Origin of the sequence: Leptospira sanjuanensis, assembly GCF_022267375.1 — a bacterium.
In the GTDB taxonomy this organism is placed as follows: Bacteria; Spirochaetota; Leptospiria; order Leptospirales; family Leptospiraceae; genus Leptospira; species Leptospira sanjuanensis.
The window spans coordinates 1,269,139-1,293,095 of sequence record NZ_JAIZBH010000001.1; the positions used below are offsets into that span (position 1 = coordinate 1,269,139).

21 protein-coding genes are annotated in these 23,957 nt (G+C 45.0%); 5 read left to right on the plus strand and 16 right to left on the minus strand.

The window, feature by feature from the left end; all coding sequences use genetic code 11:
- The first annotated feature begins 16 nt into the window (after positions 1-16).
- Both LFX17_RS05700 and LFX17_RS05705 read left to right on the plus strand, forming a co-directional pair.
- Positions 17-871, plus strand: coding sequence for a hypothetical protein (locus LFX17_RS05700; RefSeq protein WP_238729395.1), 855 nt, complete (start codon positions 17-19; stop codon positions 869-871).
- Positions 868-1,587: a DUF4376 domain-containing protein gene (locus LFX17_RS05705; RefSeq protein WP_238745573.1), complete on the plus strand. Its 720-nt coding sequence runs from the start codon at positions 868-870 to the stop codon at positions 1,585-1,587. The genes LFX17_RS05700 and LFX17_RS05705 overlap by 4 nt, the downstream gene beginning before the upstream one ends.
- Positions 1,588-1,649: 62 nt before the next feature.
- Here LFX17_RS05705 and LFX17_RS05710 read toward each other — a convergent pair whose 3' ends face one another.
- From LFX17_RS05710 to LFX17_RS05765, 12 genes are all read right to left on the minus strand, one after another.
- Positions 1,650-2,531, minus strand: coding sequence for an alpha/beta fold hydrolase (locus tag LFX17_RS05710; protein WP_238745575.1), 882 nt, complete (start codon positions 2,529-2,531; stop codon positions 1,650-1,652).
- Positions 2,532-2,551: 20 nt separating this feature from the next.
- Complete coding sequence (locus LFX17_RS05715; RefSeq protein ID WP_238729398.1) at positions 2,552-3,850, minus strand: adenylate/guanylate cyclase domain-containing protein; 1,299 nt, start codon at positions 3,848-3,850, stop codon at positions 2,552-2,554.
- A 313-nt stretch (positions 3,851-4,163) separates the two neighbouring features.
- Positions 4,164-5,195 carry an ATP-grasp domain-containing protein gene (locus LFX17_RS05720; RefSeq protein WP_238745577.1) on the minus strand — a complete coding sequence of 344 codons (1,032 nt, stop codon included), beginning with the start codon at positions 5,193-5,195 and terminating at the stop codon, positions 4,164-4,166.
- A 55-nt stretch (positions 5,196-5,250) separates the two neighbouring features.
- Positions 5,251-5,775, minus strand: coding sequence for a DinB family protein (locus tag LFX17_RS05725; RefSeq protein ID WP_238729400.1), 525 nt, complete (start codon positions 5,773-5,775; stop codon positions 5,251-5,253).
- A gap of 134 nt (positions 5,776-5,909) precedes the next feature.
- Positions 5,910-6,500 (minus strand): energy transducer TonB, encoded by a 591-nt coding sequence (locus LFX17_RS05730; RefSeq protein ID WP_118955368.1) that lies wholly within the window; start codon positions 6,498-6,500, stop codon positions 5,910-5,912.
- A gap of 3 nt (positions 6,501-6,503) precedes the next feature.
- Positions 6,504-6,920 carry an ExbD/TolR family protein gene (locus LFX17_RS05735; RefSeq protein ID WP_135780669.1) on the minus strand — a complete coding sequence of 139 codons (417 nt, stop codon included), beginning with the start codon at positions 6,918-6,920 and terminating at the stop codon, positions 6,504-6,506.
- Positions 6,921-7,340, minus strand: coding sequence for an ExbD/TolR family protein (locus LFX17_RS05740; protein ID WP_118955366.1), 420 nt, complete (start codon positions 7,338-7,340; stop codon positions 6,921-6,923).
- A gap of 26 nt (positions 7,341-7,366) precedes the next feature.
- Positions 7,367-8,194 (minus strand): MotA/TolQ/ExbB proton channel family protein, encoded by an 828-nt coding sequence (locus tag LFX17_RS05745; RefSeq protein WP_238729401.1) that lies wholly within the window; start codon positions 8,192-8,194, stop codon positions 7,367-7,369.
- 144 nt (positions 8,195-8,338) lie between these two features.
- Entirely contained in the window at positions 8,339-11,302 is a 2,964-nt protein-coding gene (locus LFX17_RS05750) for a TonB-dependent receptor (RefSeq protein WP_238745579.1), read from the minus strand.
- The gene (locus LFX17_RS05755) at positions 11,299-11,919 is read right to left on the minus strand and encodes an LA3241 family PerA/PerB upregulated protein (protein WP_238745581.1); all 621 of its coding nucleotides are present in this window, start codon (positions 11,917-11,919) and stop codon (positions 11,299-11,301) included. Before LFX17_RS05755 ends, LFX17_RS05750 begins: the two co-directional genes overlap by 4 nt.
- 48 nt (positions 11,920-11,967) lie before the next feature.
- Positions 11,968-13,353, minus strand: a complete 1,386-nt coding sequence (gene lipL48, locus LFX17_RS05760) for an oxidative stress response protein LipL48 (protein WP_238729404.1) — start codon at positions 13,351-13,353, stop codon at positions 11,968-11,970.
- Positions 13,354-13,522: 169 nt separating this feature from the next.
- Entirely contained in the window at positions 13,523-13,837 is a 315-nt protein-coding gene (locus tag LFX17_RS05765; protein WP_238745583.1) for an LIMLP_04285 family protein, read from the minus strand.
- 908 nt (positions 13,838-14,745) lie between these two features.
- On the opposite strand from LFX17_RS05765, the gene LFX17_RS05770 reads away from it, so the two are divergent.
- Both LFX17_RS05770 and LFX17_RS05775 read left to right on the plus strand, forming a co-directional pair.
- A complete protein-coding gene (locus LFX17_RS05770; RefSeq protein ID WP_238745585.1) occupies positions 14,746-15,336 on the plus strand; it encodes a TetR/AcrR family transcriptional regulator in 591 nt (196 codons plus the stop codon).
- 55 nt (positions 15,337-15,391) lie between these two features.
- Complete coding sequence (locus LFX17_RS05775) at positions 15,392-16,501, plus strand: alkane 1-monooxygenase (RefSeq protein WP_238745587.1); 1,110 nt, start codon at positions 15,392-15,394, stop codon at positions 16,499-16,501.
- A gap of 228 nt (positions 16,502-16,729) precedes the next feature.
- Here LFX17_RS05775 and LFX17_RS05780 read toward each other — a convergent pair whose 3' ends face one another.
- The 4 genes from LFX17_RS05780 to LFX17_RS05795 all read right to left on the minus strand — a co-directional run bounded on the left by LFX17_RS05780 (position 16,730) and on the right by LFX17_RS05795 (position 21,749).
- Positions 16,730-17,101 (minus strand): nuclear transport factor 2 family protein, encoded by a 372-nt coding sequence (locus tag LFX17_RS05780; protein ID WP_238745589.1) that lies wholly within the window; start codon positions 17,099-17,101, stop codon positions 16,730-16,732.
- A gap of 120 nt (positions 17,102-17,221) precedes the next feature.
- A complete protein-coding gene (gene pepN, locus LFX17_RS05785; RefSeq protein ID WP_238745591.1) occupies positions 17,222-19,747 on the minus strand; it encodes an aminopeptidase N in 2,526 nt (841 codons plus the stop codon).
- Positions 19,748-19,912: 165 nt separating this feature from the next.
- The gene (locus LFX17_RS05790) at positions 19,913-21,169 is read right to left on the minus strand and encodes an MFS transporter (RefSeq protein WP_238729409.1); all 1,257 of its coding nucleotides are present in this window, start codon (positions 21,167-21,169) and stop codon (positions 19,913-19,915) included.
- Position 21,170: 1 nt separating this feature from the next.
- Positions 21,171-21,749, minus strand: coding sequence for an NUDIX hydrolase (locus LFX17_RS05795; protein ID WP_238731514.1), 579 nt, complete (start codon positions 21,747-21,749; stop codon positions 21,171-21,173).
- Between the two features lie 182 nt (positions 21,750-21,931).
- Here LFX17_RS05795 and LFX17_RS05800 point away from each other — a divergent pair, with 182 nt between their 5' ends.
- Entirely contained in the window at positions 21,932-23,956 is a 2,025-nt protein-coding gene (locus LFX17_RS05800; protein WP_238745593.1) for an ATP-dependent helicase, read from the plus strand.
- Position 23,957: the final 1 nt, after the last annotated feature.

A 23,957-nucleotide genomic window follows, 5' to 3' on the forward strand; every position in this document is an offset into this window, starting at 1 on the left:
GTTGTGGGAGGAGTTCATGGCCGTATTTAATCCGACAAAAACTAGGACGTGGAACAAAAGCACTCCGGCCGACGGGGATCTCATCGACGAAGAAGTGGATCGTCAATATGAGAATGATCAGTATTTGAAGGATCGCATTGACCAGTTAGAAGCAAGCTTTGCCGCAATGCAAGTTCCGTTAGGTGGAATCATTGAGGACAGTTTAAATATAGCCGCCATTTCTAACTTTAAAGAGGCAAATGCTCAAGCGATTTCCAGAACGGCGTTTTCGGCGCTTTGGGATTTAGTTCGAAAAAATGTGACAGGAATTGTTCCGGCCACTGACCGAATCAATTCGACCAATCATGGGTGCGTCGAAGGAGAACTTATAAAGTTTTCATTTACGGGAGGCGGAGTTACGGCACTTACGAAGTATTATGTTCGTAATCCTACCGCGAATGACTTTCAGATTTCTGCAACTTCTACCGGTTCAATCATCGATCTTACTTCTTCGCAAACGGGAGAAATGATCACGAATGTTGAATATGGTTTTGGAGACGGATCAACAACATACAATCTTCCGGATCGGAGAGGTATTTTTGCGAGAGGCGCCGGCGTGCATGGAAGCAGAGCGAAGGCGGTAAACGGTAATTATAACGGTGGCGTGCTTGGTTTCGAGGGGCAGGACCAATTTCAAGGGCACCGACATTCGCCGCCATCCGCACAAGGAATCGTCGGCGGTAGTACATATCCAGCAGGAGGGACCTCGTTCGCCGCCGCTGCGATCGTTATCGGCGATCCAGCCAACGATGGGACGAACGGTTCTCCGCGAACCGGGAACGAAACAACACCCGCGTATGTTGCGGTAAAATACAAAGTGAGGGTAATATGAATTATATCATCGATCAACAAACGAAAAAAGTAATGTGGATCAACTCCGATCCGAACCGACTTGCAGGAGAGGACGCATGGTCGAATTTCGATGCAAGTCAGCATCAAATCGCATATGCTCTTCATTACAACCCGCAAGTGGGCGAACTGTTTAAAGCAACATTGGAGAACGGAATCGCGAAAGAGTTCGTATCGAAAAAAGTATATAACAAAAATACGATGATGGAAAGGGTTCTTTTGAATTGGGATGAAGAACTCGATCCGGCAACGGAAACGGAAGACGAACCTCTTCGGGATGAAAGCGGAATCAATTTACCCTATCAAAAATATTCTGAAGTGGGCTGGAGCATTGACCTTCCGCTCTGGAAAGAGGATTTGTTGCGTTCCGTGGATCGAATGTGCGAAATGAAAATTACTTCCGGATTTGTGTCGTCTGCATTGGGAGAAAGTCACCGATATGGATCCGATCGCGACGATCAACTAAACTTAATCGGTTCCGTTTCAATTGGCGATTCCGTCCTCTATAAATGTGAGGATATGAACGGCGTGAAGGAATACAAAATGCATTCCAGTGCTCAAATCAAGCAAGTGCTGGATGACGGCGCAGCACGCAAAATCCAATTGTTACAGACAGCGAACGAACTGAAGTCGTTGCTAAGAGTTGCGAATACATATGATGAGATCAATGCTGTCGATATAAGTTCCGGTTGGGATTGATTTCGGTTTTGCCCTTTCAGTCGTATTTCCGTTTTTCGGGTATACGATTGAAAGGGCTCCTTTCATTTTTTTACAGCTCGTAGTAAAACTTTTTCTACCAGATTTTTTTGAGTCCAAGGTATAAAATGGTCTTCTTCAGCTAAGGCGATCGTTGTCAGTTGCGATTCCAAAAAATGTGTCTGGAAGTATTCTAGATTTTTAAATGGAACTAACGAATCTTTTCTTCCATGAATCAAAATGATTTTACAGTAGATCTTTGTCCAAAAAACTTCTAATGAACGTAGCTGGTCTCTAAGTGGTAACATTTCGTTATTGCTGTTTCGAATTTCGCGCGGGAGAAAAAACTTAACCCAACTCCAGTCAGCAATCTGATTGTACCATTGAATTTCCTCGTGTTCGGCGCTTAAGGGAGCTGCAAGTAAAACCAGAAGATCGATACGATTCTTCGGATCGGAAGCGATTTTTGCAGCGATCGGTCCCCCATAAGAATGGCCGACGATTACTATATTCTTTATTTCTAATATGGAATTCGATTTTAAAAATTCATGAATTGCGTTTCCGATCAAAGTCGCCTGTTCTTCCACATCTGCTACGACCATACCTGGGTTCGATTTGCCGAAGCCTGGCCTATCCAAGGATAGAATGCAGTAGTGTTCCAAAAGACTTTTGTTTTCCAAATACCAAGCATAGTTTTGCCATCCCCCCGGCGAACCATGTATGAATATGAGAATATTCTGTTTTTCTGTTTTGCATCCGCTTGCTACCCCATACAACTTACGATTTCCGGACTCGAGATACATCTCTGAAGGATCCGCGCCGGATTCTTTGAGTTGAAGGAGGCTTTCATCCGATTTTTTCTGGAGATCTTCCGGAATTTTGCACGAAACGCCGGAAACAACGAATAAGCTGATTGCGCAAAAGAAAACAAGGAGACTGCAAGTCATCGAAAGTATTCGCGTATTTCTCAAGCCGAGAACTCTCCTCGGTGAACTTGCTCGTAAAATCGAAGAAACGTCTGATTCGGCTTCAATTCGTCTTGAGGATCACGCAGCTCCTCTCGGATATTTTTTACGAGATACATATCGATCTCTCCCTTATTCTTCGCTTTAATTTTTCCCCTGTATTCGCAATGAAAAAAGTCCTTTATCAGTTCATAGGTCTGACTGGAAATATTCACTTCACCCGGAATTCCCGAGCTCTCCATCCGGCTCGCAGTGTTTACAGTATCTCCCCATATATCGTAAGCGAATTTTTCCGTACCTACGACTCCCGCTACGACCGAGCCGGTATGAATTCCTAATCGAAGTTCCCAGTAGGGTAAGCCCTTTGATTCTCGTTCGATCTTTTTAGAAATCATAAATCTTTGAAATTCGAGGCCGCATAACACTGCGTCTATGCAGTGGGTCTTGTTAGGAACCGGTAAACCTCCCGCGGCCATATACGCGTCTCCGATCGTCTTTATTTTTTCCATTCGGTGATTTTTTGTAATGGAATCGAATTTACGGAAGAATAAGTCCAATTCGCTTAACAATTCTTCGGGAGTCATCGTTTCCGCGATTTGGGTGAACCCAGCCATATCGGTAAAAAGAACGGTTACGCTTTCGTAACGCACGGGCGCCACCGAGTCGTTTCTTTTTAATTCTTCCGCTACCGTATCGGGGAGAACGTTTAGCAGTAAGGCATCGGATTTTTTCCTTTCGATATTTAAGTTTCTCGTTAGAATGAATATTAACAAACCAGTAAGTATTTGGACGAAAAGAAAATTCCCGCCCGCGTCCAGGTAGCGTTCCGTTTCGTTCGGATACATTTTGATGAATTCACGGTTGAAATATTCCATACCGTATAAAAACGCCGTCGCTGCGGCATAAACCAGATAAACGATCCATACATTATGGTTTCTTAATAGGATCGTAGCGATTACGAGAGCCGGTATGAAATAATAGTGATTCCCGCCGATCGATCCACCGTTGAAAAACCACATCGACGAAAGATAAATCAGAATGGTAAGATTGAACGGCCAAAAGAGGGAATAATATATGTTCTTAAGTCTGGATAGAAGATACATCCCTGTAAGCAGGCTTCCGGAAACGAAATTCAATAGAAAAATCGTCATAAAGTTTTCGAGATAAAAGGAGGAAAACGCGCCGAAGATATTCAATATCCCGTTTACGAACGCGACCGTATTGAAAAGCCTATGTTCCAGTGAGTTCTTTTTGGGGTCACCGAACATAAAATATACGACTTTTAGAATTCTTTCGATCATAATCCGTTATCCTTTTTTCCTGCGTATTCTGAAATCATTCGTTTAAACCTTTTTATTTTCGGGTCAACAATGATTCTTAAGTCGAAGTCAATCCTTTTTCTCTTTCCTAAATTGTTCCGACAAACGGTTTCATTTAAGGCTTATTCCGAAAATTAAAATTGTAGGAACTCCTGCACTTTTCAATTTCTTCGAAAATCAAAAGAGATCGAAATTTAGGACCATTGTAGGAGCTACCGCACCTTTTTTTTCATTCTTAAATTTGCTCCGACAAACAATTCGAATTTTTTCTTCTTGAATCTTAATTCTCCGTTTTTTAGTCAGAACGTTTGTTGACCTTGCGTTTTCCGAAATAAAAACGGAATACTTCTTTCGCGATACTCAATAAGCTTGCTTTTTGAATTCCTCGTTTTCGATTTGCCGCGCCGATTTCAAAGAGAAGTTTCCATTGATGAAACAAGATCGTATACATTTGAAGGAGAGAAAACTTAGGGTCGTAGAGGTTTGTGGATTCGGATGTGACTCCATTCAATTCTACGATTCCGAATTCTTTGCCCGCTCTTAATTCCGAATCGGATCGATAGCGAACGTCGTATCTTCCAAAGTAAAAACCGGAAAACGTTTGCGAAATTCGATCGATTTTTTCGGTAAGTTCTTCCGTGATGAGCGAGGTCCCATCCGTAAAAAGCGTTCCTTGACAATGGTTTCCCGCTTCGGCCAATCGCTTTCTTTTGCCTTGAGGAAGGACTTGATTCCATTCCTGATGATGTCTTTCGAAAAAGACCTTCCATTGATATCGGAATCGTGGATGTTTGAGGATCAATTCTGCCATCGTCTCAATTCCGTTTCCTTCTAAGATAGGAAAGGTCTTTTTCGTAATCGATAGAATTCTTCCTTTGGCTTCGTTCGGAAAGCGGTAATAAAAGATCCCCGCTTCCTCCGGACCTGGATGATATTCTTGCGCGATTAGATCCACGTCCGTAGTTTTCAAATAACTTAATACTTCCTCTTTATTGCGCGCCAATTTCAGGCCGGCGCCTCTTTGACCAGCGTCCGGTTTGAGTATATAAGGAAATTTGAATCCTTTTTTCGAAACTGCGGTTTTCACGAGTTCGTAAGTTTTGTCATGACCGATTTCCGGGCGAGGTAGTTTTACGAATTTAAGAACATGGGAAGTATTCAAGTTCTTTAATATTTCCTCCTTGGACTCTCCCACCAAACCTCCGAACGGGATTCCGGGATTAGCCGCACATATCGTTCCGAATCCCTTATGACGGATTGTAAGATATACGATGTAAGGAATCAAAGGGATGTAAAAAAGCCAAGCCGGCCAGAACTCAGGTCGCATTAATTTTTGCAGTAGAATTGTCCCTTCCGAAATCCGAATCTTTCGAACCGAGGATTTAGGCTTGTTTGAGATCGACTTTTTTCTGGAATTGAAGAGTCGATAGGGCGACTCCGAAATCTTCCGGTAAAGATACATTCTTTAAAAAACACTCCGCGTAAAGCTTGATGATTGCCATGTGATGGATCGTATGATCCTGAACGTATAAAAATTCCCGTTTGAGATTGGATAAGGTTTTTCCTTCTAACCCGGTAGCCGGATCTATCAAATAGGAGAGTTCGATGATTTTATTTTCTTCGATCGATTCCAGTTTTCCTAACAATTCGAAAATCTTCTCCCTTGCCGCTAACGGCGAAGATTCATAGAACGGATTTCTATTTCTTCGATCGTAAGATACGTTCGACGTTTCGAGAGCCGCGACCAGATTTTCCAATACTTCGATGCAATGTCGAACGTGTTTTCCGAGACTGGAACCTTTGTTGGGAGCGATTTCCAGCGAATATTGATCCGGTTCGATCGTTGATAAAAAATCGGTCAACTGATGAAACGTATGTTGAATATTTTGGTATTGTATGGGCAACATCGAAAAGTTCTTCGGGTGAAAACTTTAAAAGTTACATGGAGATTTCTTTTTTCACGTTTTTGCAATCATTTCGAGGAAATGAAAATCAAAAAGGGGACAGAGCCGTAACCCTGTCCTGGGAATTTTGAGTGGGGTTAATAAAGACTGAAACGAACCGGTATCAATACTTTTACGGTGATCGGTTTGCCTTCCAGCATAGAAGGAGAATATCTCTTTTTGTAAAAGGCTTCGACTGCGGCTTCGTCCAGACCGAATCCGAGAGGCTTTCCAACGGAACGAACTCGAAGAACATGTCCGTCGTCTCCGATGATTACTTCGAGCGTGGACGTTCCGGTAATTCCTGCGCCTCTCGCTTCCGATGGATATTCCGGAGTTACGTTCGGCGTTAAGTCAACGGGAGCGGTTGCACCGGAAATGATCGCGTCTTGTGCACCCGCGATTCTCGGATCTTCCTTCTTCTTAATCGTATCCGTAACTTCGAATTCTCCGTCGTCCGCCGCTTCGCCAACGTTCGGTTCTTGTATGACCAAGTTGTCGACAAAAGCCACTTCGTCGACGAGTCGATCCAAGCGGTTGAATTCGATCGACGGAGTATACCAAAAGAATAGGATCAGAAGTTGAAGAACTAAGGATGAGGATAGAAAGAATTCCATCCTATATCGATCGATGAATCTTCTGAGCTTACCTCTTCGGATCGTCATGAGTATGGATTTGGATTGTTCCATCGATCAAAGACCTCCGCCTTGCGTAGTCTTTGTTACGAGAGATACTTTGAGAGCGCCCGCTTCCTTCAGGAGTTCGAATGCGTTGTCCAGTTCGGCATAAGGAAGATCTTTGTCCGCATGGACCAGCACTTTAAGATCGGGAGTCGTTGTCAGTTTCGCTCTTACATTATTGATGGCTTCGTTCAAAGGCATCCTAACTTGATTGAAGTAAACTGCTTTGTCCTTATCCGCACTGAGATATAAGTTCGCGATTTTCTTGTTGAGTTGTTCTCCGCCCGGCACGTCCGGAAGTGCGATCGGCAGATCCGGATCCGTATCAAGAACGGAAGTCACCATAAAGAAAACCAGAAGGAGAAAGGCTATATCGGCCATCGAGCTGACAGGAATGGACGGTGGATTCTTTTTCTTTTTTAAGCTCATTTATTTCAGCCTTTTTACGGAGATCTGTTTGAATCCCCGAATTTGAACGGCGGATAACGCGTCGAGCATGTTGCCGTATTTCGTGTCTCCGGTCGTTTTGATCAATGCGACTTTGTTTTCGATATCCGGGATATCCATCAGATTGAGTTGTTCCCTGAAATCGACCAGGTTTCTGTAATCCTTCGTGCCGATGCTTTTGTTCTTCATCTTTACGAGCTCGCCCGTGACGAGGATTTCGTAGATATTTTCGCGGAGAACCAAAGTCGGATTGGAATTCTTTCTCGGAAGCTGAATGTTCAAACCTTCCTTTACGAAGAATACCGCAGTCACCATGAAAAACACCAATAGAAGGAATGCGATATCCGACATAGACGATGCGGATATCTCCTCTAATACGCGTTTCTTTTTGATTCGGATCATAATGATACCTATATTCAAAAAAGCGATTATGCTTTCTTAGAGTTTCTTTTTAAGAATTCTTTGTAAATTCTGTTTGCCGCTTCCTCGATTTCGGAAGTGAATCCGTCGATTCTTGAAGTCAGATATTGGTGAAAGGTCATCGCTGGAATCGCAACGATCAAACCCGCGGCGGTGGTGATAAGCGCTTCTTTAATACCGCCAGCCACCACTTTCGCGTTTACTTGATCGGCGTTTGCGATCGCGTCGAACGCGTTGATCATCCCCGATACGGTCCCTAAGAATCCGATCAAAGGAGCGATGGTCGATACTGCCGCAAGAATTACGAGTCCTCGTTCGAGAACGGTGATTACTTCCGCCGCCTCTCTTTCCACGCCTTTTGCGAAGATTTCCGCGTCGCCGGAAGATACGTCTATGCCGCCCGCAAGAACTTGTGAAATTTTATATTCTTTTCTTTCGTCCAAAAATCCTTGAACTGCGTCGAGTCCTTTCGTGTCCATCGCTTCGCCTAAGTCGATGTTGTATCCCTTAGGAAGAAGTTTTGCGGTCGCAATGAAATAGATTCTTTCGAAGATGATTCCGAGTGCGACGATGGAGGAAAGGGCGAGAGGATACATGGTCCAGCCGCCGAGAAGGAAAAGATCCACGAATCCCCAGTTTTTACCCGCTTGTTGTGCGGGGGTTTCCGTTTTCGTCTCTTCGGCCGCGGGCGCCGTTGTTCCGGTCGCTTCCGTCTTAGCCGGTTCCGATACTTTATCCTGTGCGAATATTACATTTGTGGAAAGCGAAATGAGTCCCGAGAGAATGATCGCCGTTGCGACCCATTTGAATTCTTTTTTTATGGAAGAAAATTTCATCGATATCTCCGATTAAAATATTCCTGTAATATACTTTTGGATTGTTACCGGATGATTACAAAGAAATTACGGATTTGAGACTTAAAGACGGGGAAGAAGAGCCGAATCCGATTCGATTTCGAACCGGATTCGGAGAATTTAAAATCAGAGTTTGTATGTAGCGGAGAAGGAAACATCGACCCCGGTTCTATATTTTTGGAACACGTATTCCTGACCGGTAAGCGGATCGGTTTGCGTGATCTTGAACTGGGTGTTCATGATGTTTCTTGCGGCTGCCCTAAAGTCCAGTCGATCGTTGTGTCTGTATGTGTAGACTACGTCCGAAGTTCCCGTTCCTTTTTGAATCGCGTTAGGAACTCCGTCCGAACCAACGAGAGCGATCCGATCGCTGAAGTAGTTATAGTAGAATCCGACGTTGTGTTTTTTCGTTTTGGAAGTGAATACGTCTATTCTCATGTTCGCAACGAAATCGGATTGTCCCTGGAGCGGGCGATTGAGAGTGGTCGGCGCATAAGCAGCGTAAGTCGAAACAGGATCCACTTGGCCCGTTGCGATGAAGCCGTAGATGTTCGCGTCGATCACATCCACTCTGGACTTGATAAAGAATACGTTCGCTTCCAATCTTAACCACCAGAGAAGTTCCTTACGGTAATCCAACTCGATCCCTCGGATGGTCGCTTGCTGCGCATTCGCGTATTTGTATACCAAACTCGCGCTTCCCGCGACCGGTAATCCGATCAACTCGATCGGATTGGAGAGATTCTTATAGAACGCTCCGACTCCGATATAGTCCGTGTTGGTCACGTAATATTCCCATCGAACATCGTAGTTGTGGATGTAAGTTCTTTGAAGACTTGCGTTACCGAAGATTCTATCCGCCTGAAAGTAGGCCGCAAAACCGAAAGGAGAAAGTTCTCTCAAGTCGGGTCTTGTCAGAGTTTGCGAATAACCGAATCGGAGATTCATGTCTTTTGCGAATTCCCAAGCAACGTTTGCGGAAGGAAGTTTATCCTTCGTTCTCAATTCTCCGATACCGTTGTTGTTGGTGTCGCATACGTTGGATCTTACTAGAAGAAGTCTTTCCTCTTCCGAATTCGTTTTACAACCGTAGTTCGGAATGAATCCGTTCCAGCTGTTCTTAAGATCGTATGTTTGAGTTTTTTGATAACTGTCTTCGTATCGAACACCGACGATGGATTTCAACTTCGCCATGATCGGAACTTCCAATTGTGCGAAAGCCGCTTTGAGAGCTTGTGCGGCGTCGTACGCGTTGTTACCGGAAGCGCGTTCGAAAATTTTTCTATTGCCGTTTATGTATGTAAGCGGGTTGTAGATGATTTCGCCGGGAATCGGGTAGAGATAATCGCGATCGCTGCCGGAAAAGTTTCTTTGTGCGAATTCTCTGAATTCGAAATGTTTGAAACGATCCAGATTGCTCACGCCGAGTTTCAGCTTACTCTGAAGTCCGTCCCATTGACTGAATGGAATCTCGTATTTCAACGATTGGCTGCGGGCGGTGTCCGCGGTAGTCGAAAAGTATCTTGTTCCGTCCGGGTTATTCCCTAATCGACGGAATCCGTTTGCGAGATCGGTTCCGCCTTGGGACCAGGCTTGGTTGCTCGCGTTTGGTTCGTCTCTTTCGGCTAACGCGTAGTTGACGTTCCATTCCAGCTTATGCGGTCTTGCACCTCCTAAAGCGCGGATTTCGTGCTCGCCTCCCAAGGTATTGTTGAAGATCGTTCTGCTCACGAAGTTCAAGTTGGAAGATTTAAAGTTGAAGTTGTCGATGTAATTCGTTCCTTCCCCTTCTCTTACGATCTTATCGGACTGGACCGAATATAAGGTTTTAATAAAGAATTGCTGACCGATCTTCGGTTCGTATGCGAGGTTTAAGTTGTTTCCCCAGAGAACTTCCTCGGTATAGATCTTTTGGTTGTTCTGGTTCAACGGACGCAGCATATTCGAATCTTTTAAATAAAGGGAAATCGGATTCGACGCTTGAAAACGTGCGTTGGCTTCTTCCCTATAGTTATAACTTCTGTTATACGTGGTTCCGGCGAGTACTCCGAATCTTCCCCATTTTTCCGTTTTGAACGAGTTCCCCGCGGAAATGCTGAAGGATTTGTTAAACGGAGAATCCTCTTCTCTCGGAGACCATTCTTGGTTGAACGATAACGCTCCCAGCTTCATCAAATTTGTCGGAATTCCGCCGAAACGGTCTCCTTCCACGAACGGAACGACTTTCGGTAAACCGGAGATTAAATCGGGTAGTTGCTGATTTTTAGAAGGCAAACCGAAGTTGTTGTTCATGTCGCCTACGTTGAACGTTTTGAATTTATGACCCGCTACTTGCGTGTTCTTACCGACGCCTAAAGATACGGAAAGAAGAAGGTTGTCCGGATATTCTTTCGTTTCGATCTTAACGATCCCTCCGGAAAATTCCGCGGAATCTTCCGCCGAAGCCGTTTTGATTACGCGGATATTTTTGATGACTCCCGCGGGAAATAAATCCAAAGGAACGATCCGTTTATCGGGTTCGGGAGAAGGAATGATGGAATCGTTCAGAATCGTATTCGAATATCTCTCACCCAAACCGCGGACGAAAATAAACTTACCGCCGACAAGAGTGATCCCCGTTACTCTTCGAAGGACGTCGCCCGCGGAAGAATCCGGACTTTTCTTGATCGCTTCCTCGCTGATTCCGTCGGAAACTACGCCGCTTTTTCTTTGAAGAGCGAGTAACGCGGATTCGGAATTTTCAAGACCGCGTCCTTTCACTTCCACGGTGTCGAGAACCTGAGCTCCCATAACGACGTTCATCGGAACTTGCCCGCCCGGTGCGATCGTAATCTTTTTGAACTGCGTAGCGAAGCCCATCATTTGGAATTCGACCGTATGTTCTCCCGCGGGAAGATTTAATTCGTATTTACCGTCGAAATCGCTTCGCGTTGCCGCTTTGATCGAACGAACGATAACTACCGCACCGAAAACCGGATCTCCCGATTCCGAATCCACGATCTTTCCCCTGAGTTTCCCCGTATTTTGTCCGAATACCGGGCTTGCCAATATCGAGACAAAGAATAATAAGCTGATTGTTTTCTTTTTCATGTTCCGTACGTACAAACTTTAAATTGATTTTTATGTTCTATAACGAGTTTGATTTCATCGATATGAATCGTCTTTAGATCGACTTCCAGATCGAAGTCCTTGATGATATAGCCGTTGATGTTTGTCAGCTTACGCACGTTATACGGCTTAGGAAGAGGGAGAACTTTGATTTTCCCTTTGGTTCCTTGAAGATTTTGTCTGACTTTATCGATTCCTGCCGTGCGTCTTATTTGAAGAAGATACATCGCGTCTTCGATTTTAGAGTTCGCTATGATGTTGTTTTGATCTAAATTATTAGGAAGATAAATAGTTCGTATTTCGTTCGGACTGCAAGAGTATTGGAACTGATCGTCCGTATTCCCTTTGGAATTTCTGATTTCGGTCAGGGCTTTTTCCAAAGCTTCTTCCACCGATTTGGAAGAATGATCGATATGATATGAATCCTTAAGTTCGGATTTAAGGACGTCCCTGTCTTTTTGAATCTCCGCCGCGAGTTTCGGATCCAAGATTTCCTTGTCGAAGTCGGGCCGTTGTCCTTTTTGTTTGCAATCGATGATCGAAAGAGATACAAGAAGGAGGAGAAGAATATTTAAAAAATTGAATGTTTTCTGGAACATATTCGAAAGCGAAAGAGGATTCTCTTTGGAGAATCCTCTTCGGTAAAATTATCTCGCTCTATAAACCGTCCATCCGCTGGCCCAGTTTTGACCGCTGATCATACCGCCGTAAGTGGTATTATCGGTAAAGAACGCGTCAGAGGATTGTGCAGTAAGGGCAGAACCGGCCGCCGCTGCAGCTTCACCAGAAGGTTGATAATCCGGTTTTGTCGCAAAAGCGCAGTTGTCGGAATCACCCGAACCTAAAGAAACGACCGGAAGTGCGGTAAGTCCTGTTGAAGGAAGAGTGCAAGCCGCAGTGTTTCCGTTTGTTTTAGCCGCTTCTACAAGAACGTTTGCGAACGTAGGAGAGGTCGTAGGACCGCCGCCGGTTGCGTTCAACACGCAGTCGATGTTTCCGGATTGGAATCCGTAGATCAGACCGTTCGTGAATTTTCCTTGAAGACCTTCTCTCAAGCGAGCGCCGAAACCGTTGGAGACGCTTTTTCCGAGAAGAGTAAAGTTGGAAAGTTTAACGTTAGTCGTCGTTTTGGAAGTTGCGGATGCGGTTCCGGAACTGTGAGTTCCGTCCATTTCAAATCCGTGAGGATCGGTCGAAGCCGTTCCGCCGCAAGTGGTTGGATATTTTTGAGCGATTACGAACTGAACTTTTCCGGTGTATGCTTCATCCAAGTCGAGGTCGTCGTCCATACCGCCTGTCATCAGAAGATATTTTCCGGTCCATGCCCCGCCCCAAGATTCAACGCCGTCGTCCAAATGTCTATGAACTTGAACGTGATCCAAAGTAGTGCCGCTACCGACCACATACATGGAAATTCCGTTCAGCTCGTCTCCGACAGATACTTCGTTTCCTGCAAATTCAACGATGGTGTAACTGAAACTTCCGGAAGTGCCCGTATCGTTTGCACCGCTATTGTATTGGAGACCGGTTCCGCCTTCCGTGTTCTGAGCAGCCGCTCTGGAACCGATACCGTCGCCTACGATCAAAATTCCACCCCAGTCGCCCGGCGCTCTGTTGCCGGATGTTTTAGAAGAAGTGAAACAAACCGGAGCCGCAGCGTCGCCTTGTGTAACGATCTTTGCGCCTTGTTCGATGATCAACGCGGAACCTGCCGTTCCGAAAACCACCGCGCCTCTTGCAAACGTCAAAGTTGCGCCGCTTTTTACTCTTACGATTCCGCTTAAAGAAGTGGAAGAGTAGGCTGCGAAACTTTGACTGGAAGTGATGTTTCCGGAAAGAGCGGTGTTTCCACCTTGAATTGAAGCTCCATCACAGATCGCAGAACCTGCGTTATCATTGGAGCTAGCCAGTAAGGCCAGAAGAATGGCCATGTTGTTGTCTTTTTTATCTTCTTTGCAGTTTGCGAAAGAGGATAACAAGAGCGAGAAGCTTACCATTAGAAGCGACACTCTTTTGAAATAAGTCGATTTCATCTTATGACTCCTTGGAGAATAAACCTAAAAGGTCTAAAAGTAAAATAATCGGAGGGCGTTACGTTGGAGTTACAAACGGATATAATTCCCGTAACTTTCGTTTCGGGTAACAGAATTGATTCGAAGAATTTTTCCGCTGTTTTCATAAATATAAAATATTACTAATATATTACGGAAGGGCGAAAAAAAGAATCAGAAGCACTCCTAAGGAGCCGAAAGCGAAATAGCGATCTCCCTTTGTCTCCTCTTTTGATTCCTCTTCCTTATTCCAGGAAACTTCCTTTTTTTCCACGGTGACAGCATCCTTTTTGAAGCCGCGTTTGGTTCCGTCTTCGTATTCCACGATGACGCCTTGTTCGTTTTCGGAAGTCTTAACGTTCTCGATCGTTTCATTCGTTTTAACGTTTTTAACGGTGTCTGCAAAGAGTCCGTTGAACGAGAATAACGCGAATAATAAAAGAGTAATGGATGAGCGTGTAATCATTTTGTAATTCTTCCCAATGAGGATGTTTACCGCTTCTCATTATTACAAAATCACACAAGAGGAAAAACGCTGCGAATGTTACAAACGTGTTAAAGATGATCGATCGGTTTCTTATAGAATGTTTAAGTCGGATTGAAAATTGTGCGGTTATTGAAACAACTTGGAGGCGTTATAACGAATCGGAATGACTTCGTTTAACAAATATGTTATGGGACAGGGTTTCTAAGGATATCGGTTCAAGAAGCTTAAAGAAGAATCACGCGGGTCGAAATCGTCGAGTTACAATCTAATTCCGGCTTTATGAAAAGAATTCAAAACTTCTAAAGAGGAAATCCAATCTCCCACATGAGTGCTTTTCAGATCTTTCGTGTTTAGATTTCTGGGCGTCGTCCTCGTTTCCGGAGAATATTCGGATCGTCTCTTTCAAAGAATTTTCTAAATGAATCGGAGAATTGTTTGGTTTCCCATTCTTCGATTTGTTTCTCTCGCGTGAAAAATAGGAACGATTTCCGAGTGGTGTGAATCGCTTCGGATAAGGTCTGTTTTGGGACCTTCAAGACTGGGACCGATAGGAAATCAAACCGAAACTCAGGCAATTCCAATCACGGAAGCATTGATAGAGACTGTTTTCCGAAACGAAAGGATGGAAATTCTTCGTGTTTTGAGTCTACGAAGTTTGATTCTTTCCTCCACCTTGGGTAGGAATCCGGACTTTCCTGCCCTTTGATTCTTTGAAGTGTCTGAAAAATTGTCAGGAAACGGCACTATTACAAAGAAAATTTCCGGAATGCTTCCTTTCAAAATCACCATTTTCCCGTTTTTCAGATTTTTTTCTTGCACTTGATTTGATTTTTTATATAATAACAGGTGTTCTATAAAAACGATTGTTCGAAATTAAGGAGAATCCATTGCCAAAGGTTGTAGATCACGACGCGTATCGAATTTCCATTTTAAAGCGTTGCCTCGATTTGTTTGCAAGGAAGGGGTATGCGACGGTCACGATGCGGGAGATTTCCAGAGAGCTTCGTGTTTCTACGGGAACTCTATATCATTATTTTCCGACAAAGGAAGTTTTGTTCGAGCAAATGGCGCGATGGATCGTTCGGGACGACGCGGAGCAATTGGAAACGATTCGGATCGAAAGTCGATCAAAGGATTTTCGGGAAAGGCTTGAGGTTCTTTTCGATTTCGTGGAAGAAAGGGAAGGGCATTTTCAAAAACTCATTCTGATCGCTTCCGATCTTTACCGATTGGAAGAGTCCGAACCGGCAAGGGCGATCTTAAAGGAATGTTCTTCCGTCTTTCGGGACGCGATCGAAAGTCACCTCGCGTTGAATAACGAGGAACTGGAAAAACTGTTCTTCGGAGTTTTGATCGGAACCGTTTTTCAAAGAATGCTGGATCGCGAAACGGCGGATTTTGAAAAGACGTTCTCCCTTGTCAGAGGTTTTGCTCCTTTGATTTCGATCGGTTTGTTATTGGAACCTAAAAGAGCATGATGCGGTTCTATCGACTTGCGTCGCTCATGAAAGAGAAAATGGAGAGAATTTTGTTATGACCAATTTGAAACGTTATTCGTTTATCGTTTGTTTTTTAGTGCCGGCCTTTGCGGTGCTCGGATATTATTTAGGCGGAGCATATAACTTTCTTACCTTCGCGGTTGTGTTCGGTTTATTACCGATCTTGGACGTTGTGATCGGAGCCGATCCGTCCAATCCGGTGGAAGAGGAAGTTCCTGCGTTACAGACCGAATTCTACTTTCGATTTTTGACATATATTTGGGCGTGGGTCCAATTCGGTCTTGTCCTTTGGGCCTTGTACGAAATTCAAACGAAGAATCTTTCCGCTCTGGAATGGTGGGGATTCGTTCTGGCGATCGGTATCAACACCGGAGGAATCGGCATTACCGTGGCGCACGAATTGGGTCATAAAAGCAGGAAGATCGAACAATGGTATTCCAAGTTCATTCTGATGACCGTTTGTTATATGCATTTTTTCATCGAACATAACCGCGGCCATCACGTGAATGTTTCGACTCACGAAGACCCGGCTTCTTCCCGAAAAGGCGAATCCTTTTACCGTTTTTATCCGAGAACGGTTTTCGGTTCTTATTTTTCCGCTTGGAAGTTGGAAGCGAAACGTCTTTCGAAAGCGGGTAAATCTTCGTTTTCTTTGGAGAATGAAATGATCTCTTCCACGATCATTCCACTTCTGTTTATCGGATTCGTTACTGCGACATTAACTCTTTATACCGGTCGTTTTTCCTGGGAAGTTCCGGCGTTCTTTTTCATTCAGAGTTTTATAGCATTCTCCCTTTTGGAACTCGTAAATTACATCGAGCACTACGGTCTTCAAAGAAAGGAGATCGCTCCCGGAAAATTCGAAAAAGTGCAGCCGATCCATTCTTGGAATCAAAATTTTGCGGTGAGTAACGCGTTTTTGTTTCATCTTCAAAGGCATTCGGATCATCATGCGAACGCAGGAAGACGTTATTCCGCTTTAAGACATTTCGAGGAAAGTCCGCAGCTTCCGTACGGATATGAAGTGATGGTGTTGATTGCCCTGTTTCCTCCTCTTTGGTTTAAGATTATGGATTGGAGACTGGAGGCCTGGAAAAAGAAATATTACGGTGAGACTGCGCTTGCTGCCGGAGCGAAAGCTTGAGCAGGTCAAGAAAACTGTAAAAGGAGAGATTTGTCGGAGGTACGACGATCCAACCGTAAAATTTCGAGCCCCACCCTAGTTGGGTGGTGGGGAGAGGTGGCGGGATTGTGTGGGAGATTTTCCCATATCAGAAAAATTGCATGCAGTCCAGCGGGATTTTCGTATCTTGTCGGAACACTGAAAAATTTGCCGGAGGCTTGTTGTAAAAAAAATCTTTCGAGACCTCGATCAAAACGCGCCGTTTTCGTTGGGGGATTCTTTGGAAAGGAGTTGGCCTAAGTCCCAAAGTTCCGCAACTAAATCGCCTTCAAAGCGGAATATATGAACAACGGCTATATCGGGTTCTGCAGGATTTTGTCGGGTGACGAGTGAATGTGTAATCACAGTATTACCCTCTTCGAAAACCTGTTTTACTTCGATTGTTTTGTTCGGACTGGATTTGTGCGCTTCTTCCATCGCAGTTAAAAGAGAATTTCGATCCCCTTTGAAATACTGATTGTGGTGAATGAAATTCGTAGCGATATATTTTTCGTAAGCGGATCGGACGTTGCCGGAACCCGCCATTTGTAGGAATGAGATCGCCTTTTCTTTGTTCGTCATAGTTGTTATTATTCCTGTCGGTGTTACGACGACCTTTTCGGAGGATTTTCCAATAACCGAAAAATCCCTTTTCATCAACCGTAAAATTTTTTGCACGGCGTGGGAACTCCTACGAAATCCTCACTGTCTCGAAAGAATTTTCACCGTCCTTTCCAAATCATCCCTGTGTTGTTTTAAGTCCTTCTTGAGCAACGCAGGAATTTCCTTCTGCTCTTTCAAAAAACGATTCGTTTTGTCGACGAGCGCTTGATTCGGTTCTACACCCGGAAACAAGATATTTCCAAAAGCGGAGGAAAAATGAGAATCGCGATCCTTATAAATTCCGATCACCGCAGCAAAGTATAAGTCTTCGTATTGCTTTAGCATATCTTCCTGATGATCCCAGTAAAAACCGCGCATTCCGTAACGAAGCGTATCCGTGGAACGTATCGTTTTTGCATTCGTGAATTCTTTCCAGGCTTCGGCTTTGGATTTTGCATCCGGATAGGCGACTCTCGCACCGTACGCTTTTTTGGCGCCCAGATCGGAAGTGTCCGCTTTTTCCTCTTGCGAGATGAGATCGAGCGCGTCTCTGTTTCCGAACGCGGAGAGGCGAGTCAAAATGCTCCATCTTCTTTCCTGATCGATTTTAATTCCGGGAATGACGATCCTTCCATCCAAAAGATCTTTTAGGTAGGAGAGTTGACCGGGCGTTCTCGAAGTTCCTTCCAGCATTCGATACCATACGATTTTTTCCTCTTCCTTGGTGGATGAGTCGTGTAACCCGCGTTTGGCGAGTTCGTTCAGCTTCGTGGACCATTCTTCCCTGTGTTCTTTTTTGAGATAACTCGCTGCGATGGAAGAAGCCTTCGTTAGGATATGGCTGCTTCGAACCGCGATATCCTCTTCGTAAATTCCTTGTGCGAATACCAGTTCGAGAAAATCCTTCGGAGAAATTTCCGCGTCGCGCGTCATCTGCCACAGGGAACCCCAGAGAATTCTCCGTGCAAAACGATCCTTAAGTTTGTTCAAAGAAGTTTTTAAAAGGGCGATCCCATCCTTCGGGAGATATGTCTTCGCATACGCATAATCGTTCGTGTTCAATACTACGATCTCGGAAGATCCCTGTTTGTGTTTATAAGGGAGAATCGTTTCTTGTCCTTTGACGACTACGCGGTCCTTCCACGCGACTTCGAACGCGTCGCCATGCAGGGAAAAAATCGTAACTTCCAGCGCGTGTGTTCGAAAAAGTCCGTTCTTTTCGGAAGGAAGCTGCCGGATTAACAGATGATCCTCTTTCCATTCGGGAAGGAGAGTGTTCACTCCGGTCGTATCCAGCCACTCTTTACTCCAGCCGCGGATATCGATTCCCGACGTTTCGGACATCGTATCCAAAAAGTCGGTTTGAACCGTATTCGAATTTGCGAATTTCTGAAAGTATTTCCGCATCGCTTTTCGAAAAGAATCCTCTCCGATATAGTACATCAACTGTCTAAGGACGGAGGCTCCTTTGGAATAAGAGATCCCGTCGAAGTTGCTAATGGCGTCTAACGTGTTTTCTGCGCTTCCGGCGATCGGATGAGTCGTGGACAACTGATCTTCCCGATACGCCCATTCTTCCCGAACGTAAAAATGTTCGAGTGCGTCCGGAAATAATTTTCCGTGCGACATCGCGTAATAGGAAAGATAATCCGCAAAACTTTCGTTCAACCAAAGATCGTTCCACCATTTCATCGTGACAAGGTTTCCGAACCACATATGAACCATCTCGTGATAGATCGTATTGGCTCTTCCGAGATATTCGGAGTAGATCCGGGGACTTCTAAAAATATAATGTTCCGAAAACGTAACCGCTCCCACGTTTTCCATCGCGCCCATGTTGAATTCGGGAACGAAGATCTGATCGTATTTGCCGTACGGATACGGAAGGTCGAAATACGATTCTAAGAACGCAAAGGATTCCTTCGTAATCGCAAACAGATTCTCCGCATCCAAATATTTGGAAAGGGACTTTCTGCATAAAATTCTTAGGGGAATGTTTTTGTATTTATCTTCCCAGACCTCGTATGGTCCGGCGATCAATGCGAACAAATACGTGGAGAACAAAGCGGTCTTCTGAAACCGAATGAAGATTTTTTCTTTTTGAACTTCTTCTTGGAGAGGAAGAGTGTTGTGGACGTATTTCCATTCCTTCGGACCTAAGAGAGAAAGTTCGTATGTCGCTTTGAGATCGGGTTGATCGAAACACGGAAACAATCGGTGCGCTTCGAACGGTTCGAAGTCCGTATGAAGATATTCCGAATTGTCCGAAGGATCTTTGAACTGATGAAATCCCGAACCGCTGTGATTGTAGTCGTTCACGTACTTGATCTTGATTTCATTCTTCCCTTGATTGAGCGATTCACCGGGCAAATCCAATGAGGAATCGGTTTTGGTATAACCGGAAAAATCCTTTCCGTTCAGCAGAAATACTTCGATCTTCTTCGTTACGAAGTCCACTTTGAGTTTTCCCTTTCCTTTGCCCGTATAAAAAAAGAGAATCTTCGTTTCTCCCCGATACGTGGACGATCCCGCTTTCAGATCGAGGCGAATTTCGTAGCTGACTTGGTTGACGAGGCTCGCTCTTTCGAGAGCTTCCGATTGTGTGAGTATATTTGGAGCGTCCATGTGATTTCCGTTTTTACAAGAACGCGGGGGTTCCGTAAAGGAAAAAGAGAACGCCCGTGTCTAAGATTTTTCCAGCAATAAATAATTTATAGAGTGTTTTAAAATTCAATTTTTCATTCAGAAACGAATTCGCTATAAGGTTCCGGCTCGTTTAAAGCCGGGTTCCTAAAGAATATCTTTGAGCTGCATTTTCCGAAGACGGGGAGCGATTCCACCCACGAACGCGACCGTCAAAAGGGTCAACGCGCCTCCCGCTACGATGGACTTACGGATTCCGAGCCATTCCGCGGTCACGCCGGATTCGAATTCTCCGATTTCGTTCGAAGAACCGATAAAGATATGATTCACCGCAGAAACCCGTCCCCTCATGTGATCGGGCGTATGCATCTGCACGATCGTATGACGTATCACGACGCTGACCATATCGAAAGCGCCGGCCGCCGCAAGACAAAGAAACGAAATTCTATAATCGTTAGAAAGTCCGAAAAGAATGATGCTAATACCGAAACCGAACACGCAGGAAAGAAGAATCCAACCCGAATGTTTTTTCGGAGGTCTTGCCGCGATGAAGAACGCGCAAAGAACCGCGCCCACTCCTTGAGCAGAACGAAGAATTCCGAAAATCTCCGGACTTTGTCCGAGAATCTTTTCGGTAAACGAAGGAAGAAGTGCGACCGCGCCTCCGAACAACACCGCGAACAAGTCGAGTGAAATCGCTCCGAGAATGATCTGATGCGAAGAAACGAATTTCCATCCGCTGCTGAGGCTTTGCCAGATGGTTTCGCTTTCTTCCGGTTTCGGAGGAACCGGTTTTCCTTTTACGAGAAGCATCATCGTTAAACCGAAGGCCATCAGCAAAAGATCCGCCGAATAGGCGAAATAGAGACCGGCTACGATCAGCATTCCTCCCGTAAGAGGACCTAAAACCAAAGAAGTCTGCCACGCGATTCCGCTCCAAGTCGCCGCGTTCGGAAACGTTTCCTTGTCGACGAGCTGCGTTTGAAACGCTGCCGTTGCCGGATTTAAAAATCCTCTCGCGATTCCGGAAAGAAAGATCACTCCATAGATCGGATACACTCCGAAATCGCGGAGAATCCAATTCATATTAGGAACTACTAATACAAGGAGCAGAAGGGAACAGATCGACAAAAGGCCGAGGGCGGATGTGATGATTTTTTTTCTAGGAAACGAATCGATGATAAGACCGGAAAACAAGGCCATCGTGATCGAAGGAATCGCTTCCGTAAGTCCGATAAATCCGACGTGCAGGTTGCTTCCCGTGAGATGATACATTTGCCAGCCGACCACGGTGGTTTGAATGCTGATGGAAAGAGTCACCATAAACTTGCCGAAAAGAAAGGAACGATAATCGGCGACTTTCAGCGCTTGAAAAGGATCGTGTTTTGTTGAAGTTCGAGTCATTCTAATTTTGGATTGGGTTTTTTATAAAATACATTCCGAGAGCGGCGACCATCATTCCGTGATGAAGAATGTTTTCGTCGATCAAACGGGGAACGTTGCGCAGAGGTGTTTCAAAGATTTCGATTTGTTCGCTGTCGTCCAGATCCTGATCGTGAAGTTTACGAACGTTTTTCGCAATAAAAGTATGACACCAATTGTTCAAGATCGCGGGGTTTCCGGTAACCTTTCCCAAGTATTCCCATTCGTCGGAGACGTAACCCGTTTCTTCCACGAGTTCGGCTTGTGCCGATTCGAGAAGAGTCGCTTTCTCGGCGATTCCTCCGGGGATTTCCAAACTGAAACGATGGATTCCGTGTCTGTATTGATCGATGAGAAGAATTTTGTCGTCCGGAGTGAGTGCGATCACGTTGACCCAATCCAAGGATTCCAAATGAAAAAAGTCCCTCGAAACTTTTCGGTCGGGGGAGGTGGTATGCCAGGAAACGAGTTTGAAAATCGGGGTTTGGATCAGGTCTTTTCGATCGTTTTTGGACCAAAGATTCGAGAGAGGATCGTATTCTTCCGGGTTAAAAGGTTTCATTCTCATCTCCATTCTTTCCAAACCTGTTTTTTTATCCAAGAGAGAATTCCGACCTTGGGAAGAATGACGTTTTTTAGGAAAGAGATCAAGTGGACGGAACTCCTGCCCACAATCGTTTCTAAGAATTCCGGGATGTACAGGATTGACAGAATCTTTCCCGCTCTAATTATGTCACATGTCCCATGAAGCTCAATCCTGAACAGGAAAAAGCGGTTCGTCACGTTGACGGACCGATTCTCATTTTTGCCGGCGCCGGCTCCGGAAAAACGCGCGTGATCTCCAACCGAATCGCGCATTTGATCGAAAACGCGGGAGTTCCCGCGGGAAAAATCGTGGCCTTATCGTTTACGAACAAGAGCGCGCGCGAAATGGAAGAGCGTGTTCGCAAAATGATCCCGCGCCAAAAGCTCAAAGGAATCGTATTGTCCACGTTTCATTCTCTCGGACTCAATATTCTCAAAAAACACATCGGACTTTTGGGATACAAACACCCGTTTCTTTTGATGAACCAAAACGATCAGGAAGGGTTCGTAACTACATTACTCATCGCTAATAAAGTAGAATTAAAAAAAGCGAAAGTTTCCGAGGTTCTCGGAAAAATTTCGAGGATCAAAAACTCCGGACCGGCTTACAGAGAATATCTGGACTCTTCCTTGGTCGAATCGGATCAGATCGCGAATCTCATCTTCGACAGTTATCAGACCTCTCTCAAAGAACAGAATTCTCTCGACTTCGACGATCTCATTCTTTTACCCGGAGTGCTTCTCCGCGATTTTCCGGAAGTAAGAGAAGAATATCATAAGAAGTATCAATACTTTATGGTCGACGAGTTTCAGGACACGAATCAGACGCAGTATGTTTTTCTAAGATCGCTCATGGGGGAGAATCGAAATCTTTGCGTGGTCGGAGACGACGACCAATCCATCTACGCGTTCCGCGGATCGGATCTCAGTTTGATTCTCGGATTCGAAAACGATTTTCCCGAAGCCAACGTTGTGCGCCTTTTGGAGAATTACAGATCCACACAAGTAATCATACAAGGCGCCAATTCGCTTATCAAAAACAATCTTTCGAGAAGATCGAAGGAATTATTTTCCTCCATACCCGGAGGAAGAAAGATCCGTTACATCGAGCGGATGGATGAGAAGGACGAGGCCGCGTACGTCGTCGATTGTATCCGCGACGAAATCATCAAGGATGCGAGAGTCGGAAGCCAGATCGCGATTCTTTTCAGAACCAATTTTCAAACGCGCCCGTTCGAGGAGGAACTCAGAAGCCGTTCCATTCCGTATAAACTCGTGGGCGGATATAATTTTTTCGATCGAAAGGAAGTTCGGGACATGATCTCTTACATCCGTCTGATCGCGAACACGAGAGACGACGCTTCTCTACTCCGAATTTTGAATTATCCGAAGCGCGGGATCGGACCGGGAAGTATTTCTCTCATCCACGAAAAAGCCGCGCACATGGGAGAATCCTTATACGAAATTCTTTTCCGAGTCTGCGAGTCCCCCGATTTCATTCCGGGTCTACAGAAAAAGATTCAATCCGAGATTTACAACTTCGTAAACCTGATCGAACGGACCAAAAAGAAATTTTCGACGGCGCCTAAGATGTATTTTGCGTTCCGCGAATTCATCCAAGAAGTGGGAATCGAAAAGGAAATCCTTCTCGAGGAAAAAGACGAGAAGGTCGCCAAGGCGCGCTCCTTCAACCTTTCCGAACTCGTGAACATGATGTCGTACTTTGAGGAGAATCACGATTCTCCCGAAAAACCGACTCTGTTTGATTTTATCAACCGGCTCAATTTGCTTATGGAAGACGAGACTCCTTCCGAAGATGATAAGGAAGACAATCGGGTCCAGCTCCTCACGATTCATCAATCGAAAGGATTGGAATTCGATTCCGTTTATGTCGCAGGAATGGAAGAAGGAATTCTTCCCAACTCTCGAGTGTTAACCGAAGAATCCTCCGTGGACGAGGAAAGGCGTTTGCTCTACGTTGCTATGACCCGTGCCAGGAAGCATTTATGCTTGACAGGGGCCGCAAATCGACGCAAATTTGGGGAGCAAATGGCTACCCAGGCCTCCCGGTTCCTTACGGAAATCGATTCGGAGACTATGGACTGGGTTTCCAATGATGAGGTTCGGCAACAGGAGACGGATGACTTCTTCGCCGAGCTTGAAAAATTGAAAACAGGATCGTAGA

Excerpts from the sequence above, each read along its gene's own strand:
- LFX17_RS05700 (WP_238729395.1), top strand. The coding sequence starts at position 17 with ATGGCCGTATTTAATCCGACAAAAACTAGGACGTGGAACAAAAGCACT.
- LFX17_RS05705 (WP_238745573.1), top strand. The coding sequence starts at position 868 with ATGAATTATATCATCGATCAACAAACGAAAAAAGTAATGTGGATCAAC.
- LFX17_RS05710 (WP_238745575.1), bottom strand. The coding sequence starts at position 2,531 with ATGACTTGCAGTCTCCTTGTTTTCTTTTGCGCAATCAGCTTATTCGTT.
- LFX17_RS05715 (WP_238729398.1), bottom strand. The coding sequence starts at position 3,850 with ATGATCGAAAGAATTCTAAAAGTCGTATATTTTATGTTCGGTGACCCC.
- LFX17_RS05720 (WP_238745577.1), bottom strand. The coding sequence starts at position 5,195 with ATGCGACCTGAGTTCTGGCCGGCTTGGCTTTTTTACATCCCTTTGATT.
- LFX17_RS05725 (WP_238729400.1), bottom strand. The coding sequence starts at position 5,775 with ATGTTGCCCATACAATACCAAAATATTCAACATACGTTTCATCAGTTG.
- LFX17_RS05730 (WP_118955368.1), bottom strand. The coding sequence starts at position 6,500 with ATGGAACAATCCAAATCCATACTCATGACGATCCGAAGAGGTAAGCTC.
- LFX17_RS05735 (WP_135780669.1), bottom strand. The coding sequence starts at position 6,920 with ATGAGCTTAAAAAAGAAAAAGAATCCACCGTCCATTCCTGTCAGCTCG.
- LFX17_RS05740 (WP_118955366.1), bottom strand. The coding sequence starts at position 7,340 with ATGATCCGAATCAAAAAGAAACGCGTATTAGAGGAGATATCCGCATCG.
- LFX17_RS05745 (WP_238729401.1), bottom strand. The coding sequence starts at position 8,194 with ATGAAATTTTCTTCCATAAAAAAAGAATTCAAATGGGTCGCAACGGCG.
- LFX17_RS05750 (WP_238745579.1), bottom strand. The coding sequence starts at position 11,302 with ATGAAAAAGAAAACAATCAGCTTATTATTCTTTGTCTCGATATTGGCA.
- LFX17_RS05755 (WP_238745581.1), bottom strand. The coding sequence starts at position 11,919 with ATGTTCCAGAAAACATTCAATTTTTTAAATATTCTTCTCCTCCTTCTT.
- lipL48 (WP_238729404.1), bottom strand. The coding sequence starts at position 13,353 with ATGAAATCGACTTATTTCAAAAGAGTGTCGCTTCTAATGGTAAGCTTC.
- LFX17_RS05765 (WP_238745583.1), bottom strand. The coding sequence starts at position 13,837 with ATGATTACACGCTCATCCATTACTCTTTTATTATTCGCGTTATTCTCG.
- LFX17_RS05775 (WP_238745587.1), top strand. The coding sequence starts at position 15,392 with ATGACCAATTTGAAACGTTATTCGTTTATCGTTTGTTTTTTAGTGCCG.
- LFX17_RS05780 (WP_238745589.1), bottom strand. The coding sequence starts at position 17,101 with ATGACGAACAAAGAAAAGGCGATCTCATTCCTACAAATGGCGGGTTCC.
- pepN (WP_238745591.1), bottom strand. The coding sequence starts at position 19,747 with ATGGACGCTCCAAATATACTCACACAATCGGAAGCTCTCGAAAGAGCG.
- LFX17_RS05790 (WP_238729409.1), bottom strand. The coding sequence starts at position 21,169 with ATGACTCGAACTTCAACAAAACACGATCCTTTTCAAGCGCTGAAAGTC.
- LFX17_RS05795 (WP_238731514.1), bottom strand. The coding sequence starts at position 21,749 with ATGAAACCTTTTAACCCGGAAGAATACGATCCTCTCTCGAATCTTTGG.
- LFX17_RS05800 (WP_238745593.1), top strand. The coding sequence starts at position 21,932 with ATGAAGCTCAATCCTGAACAGGAAAAAGCGGTTCGTCACGTTGACGGA.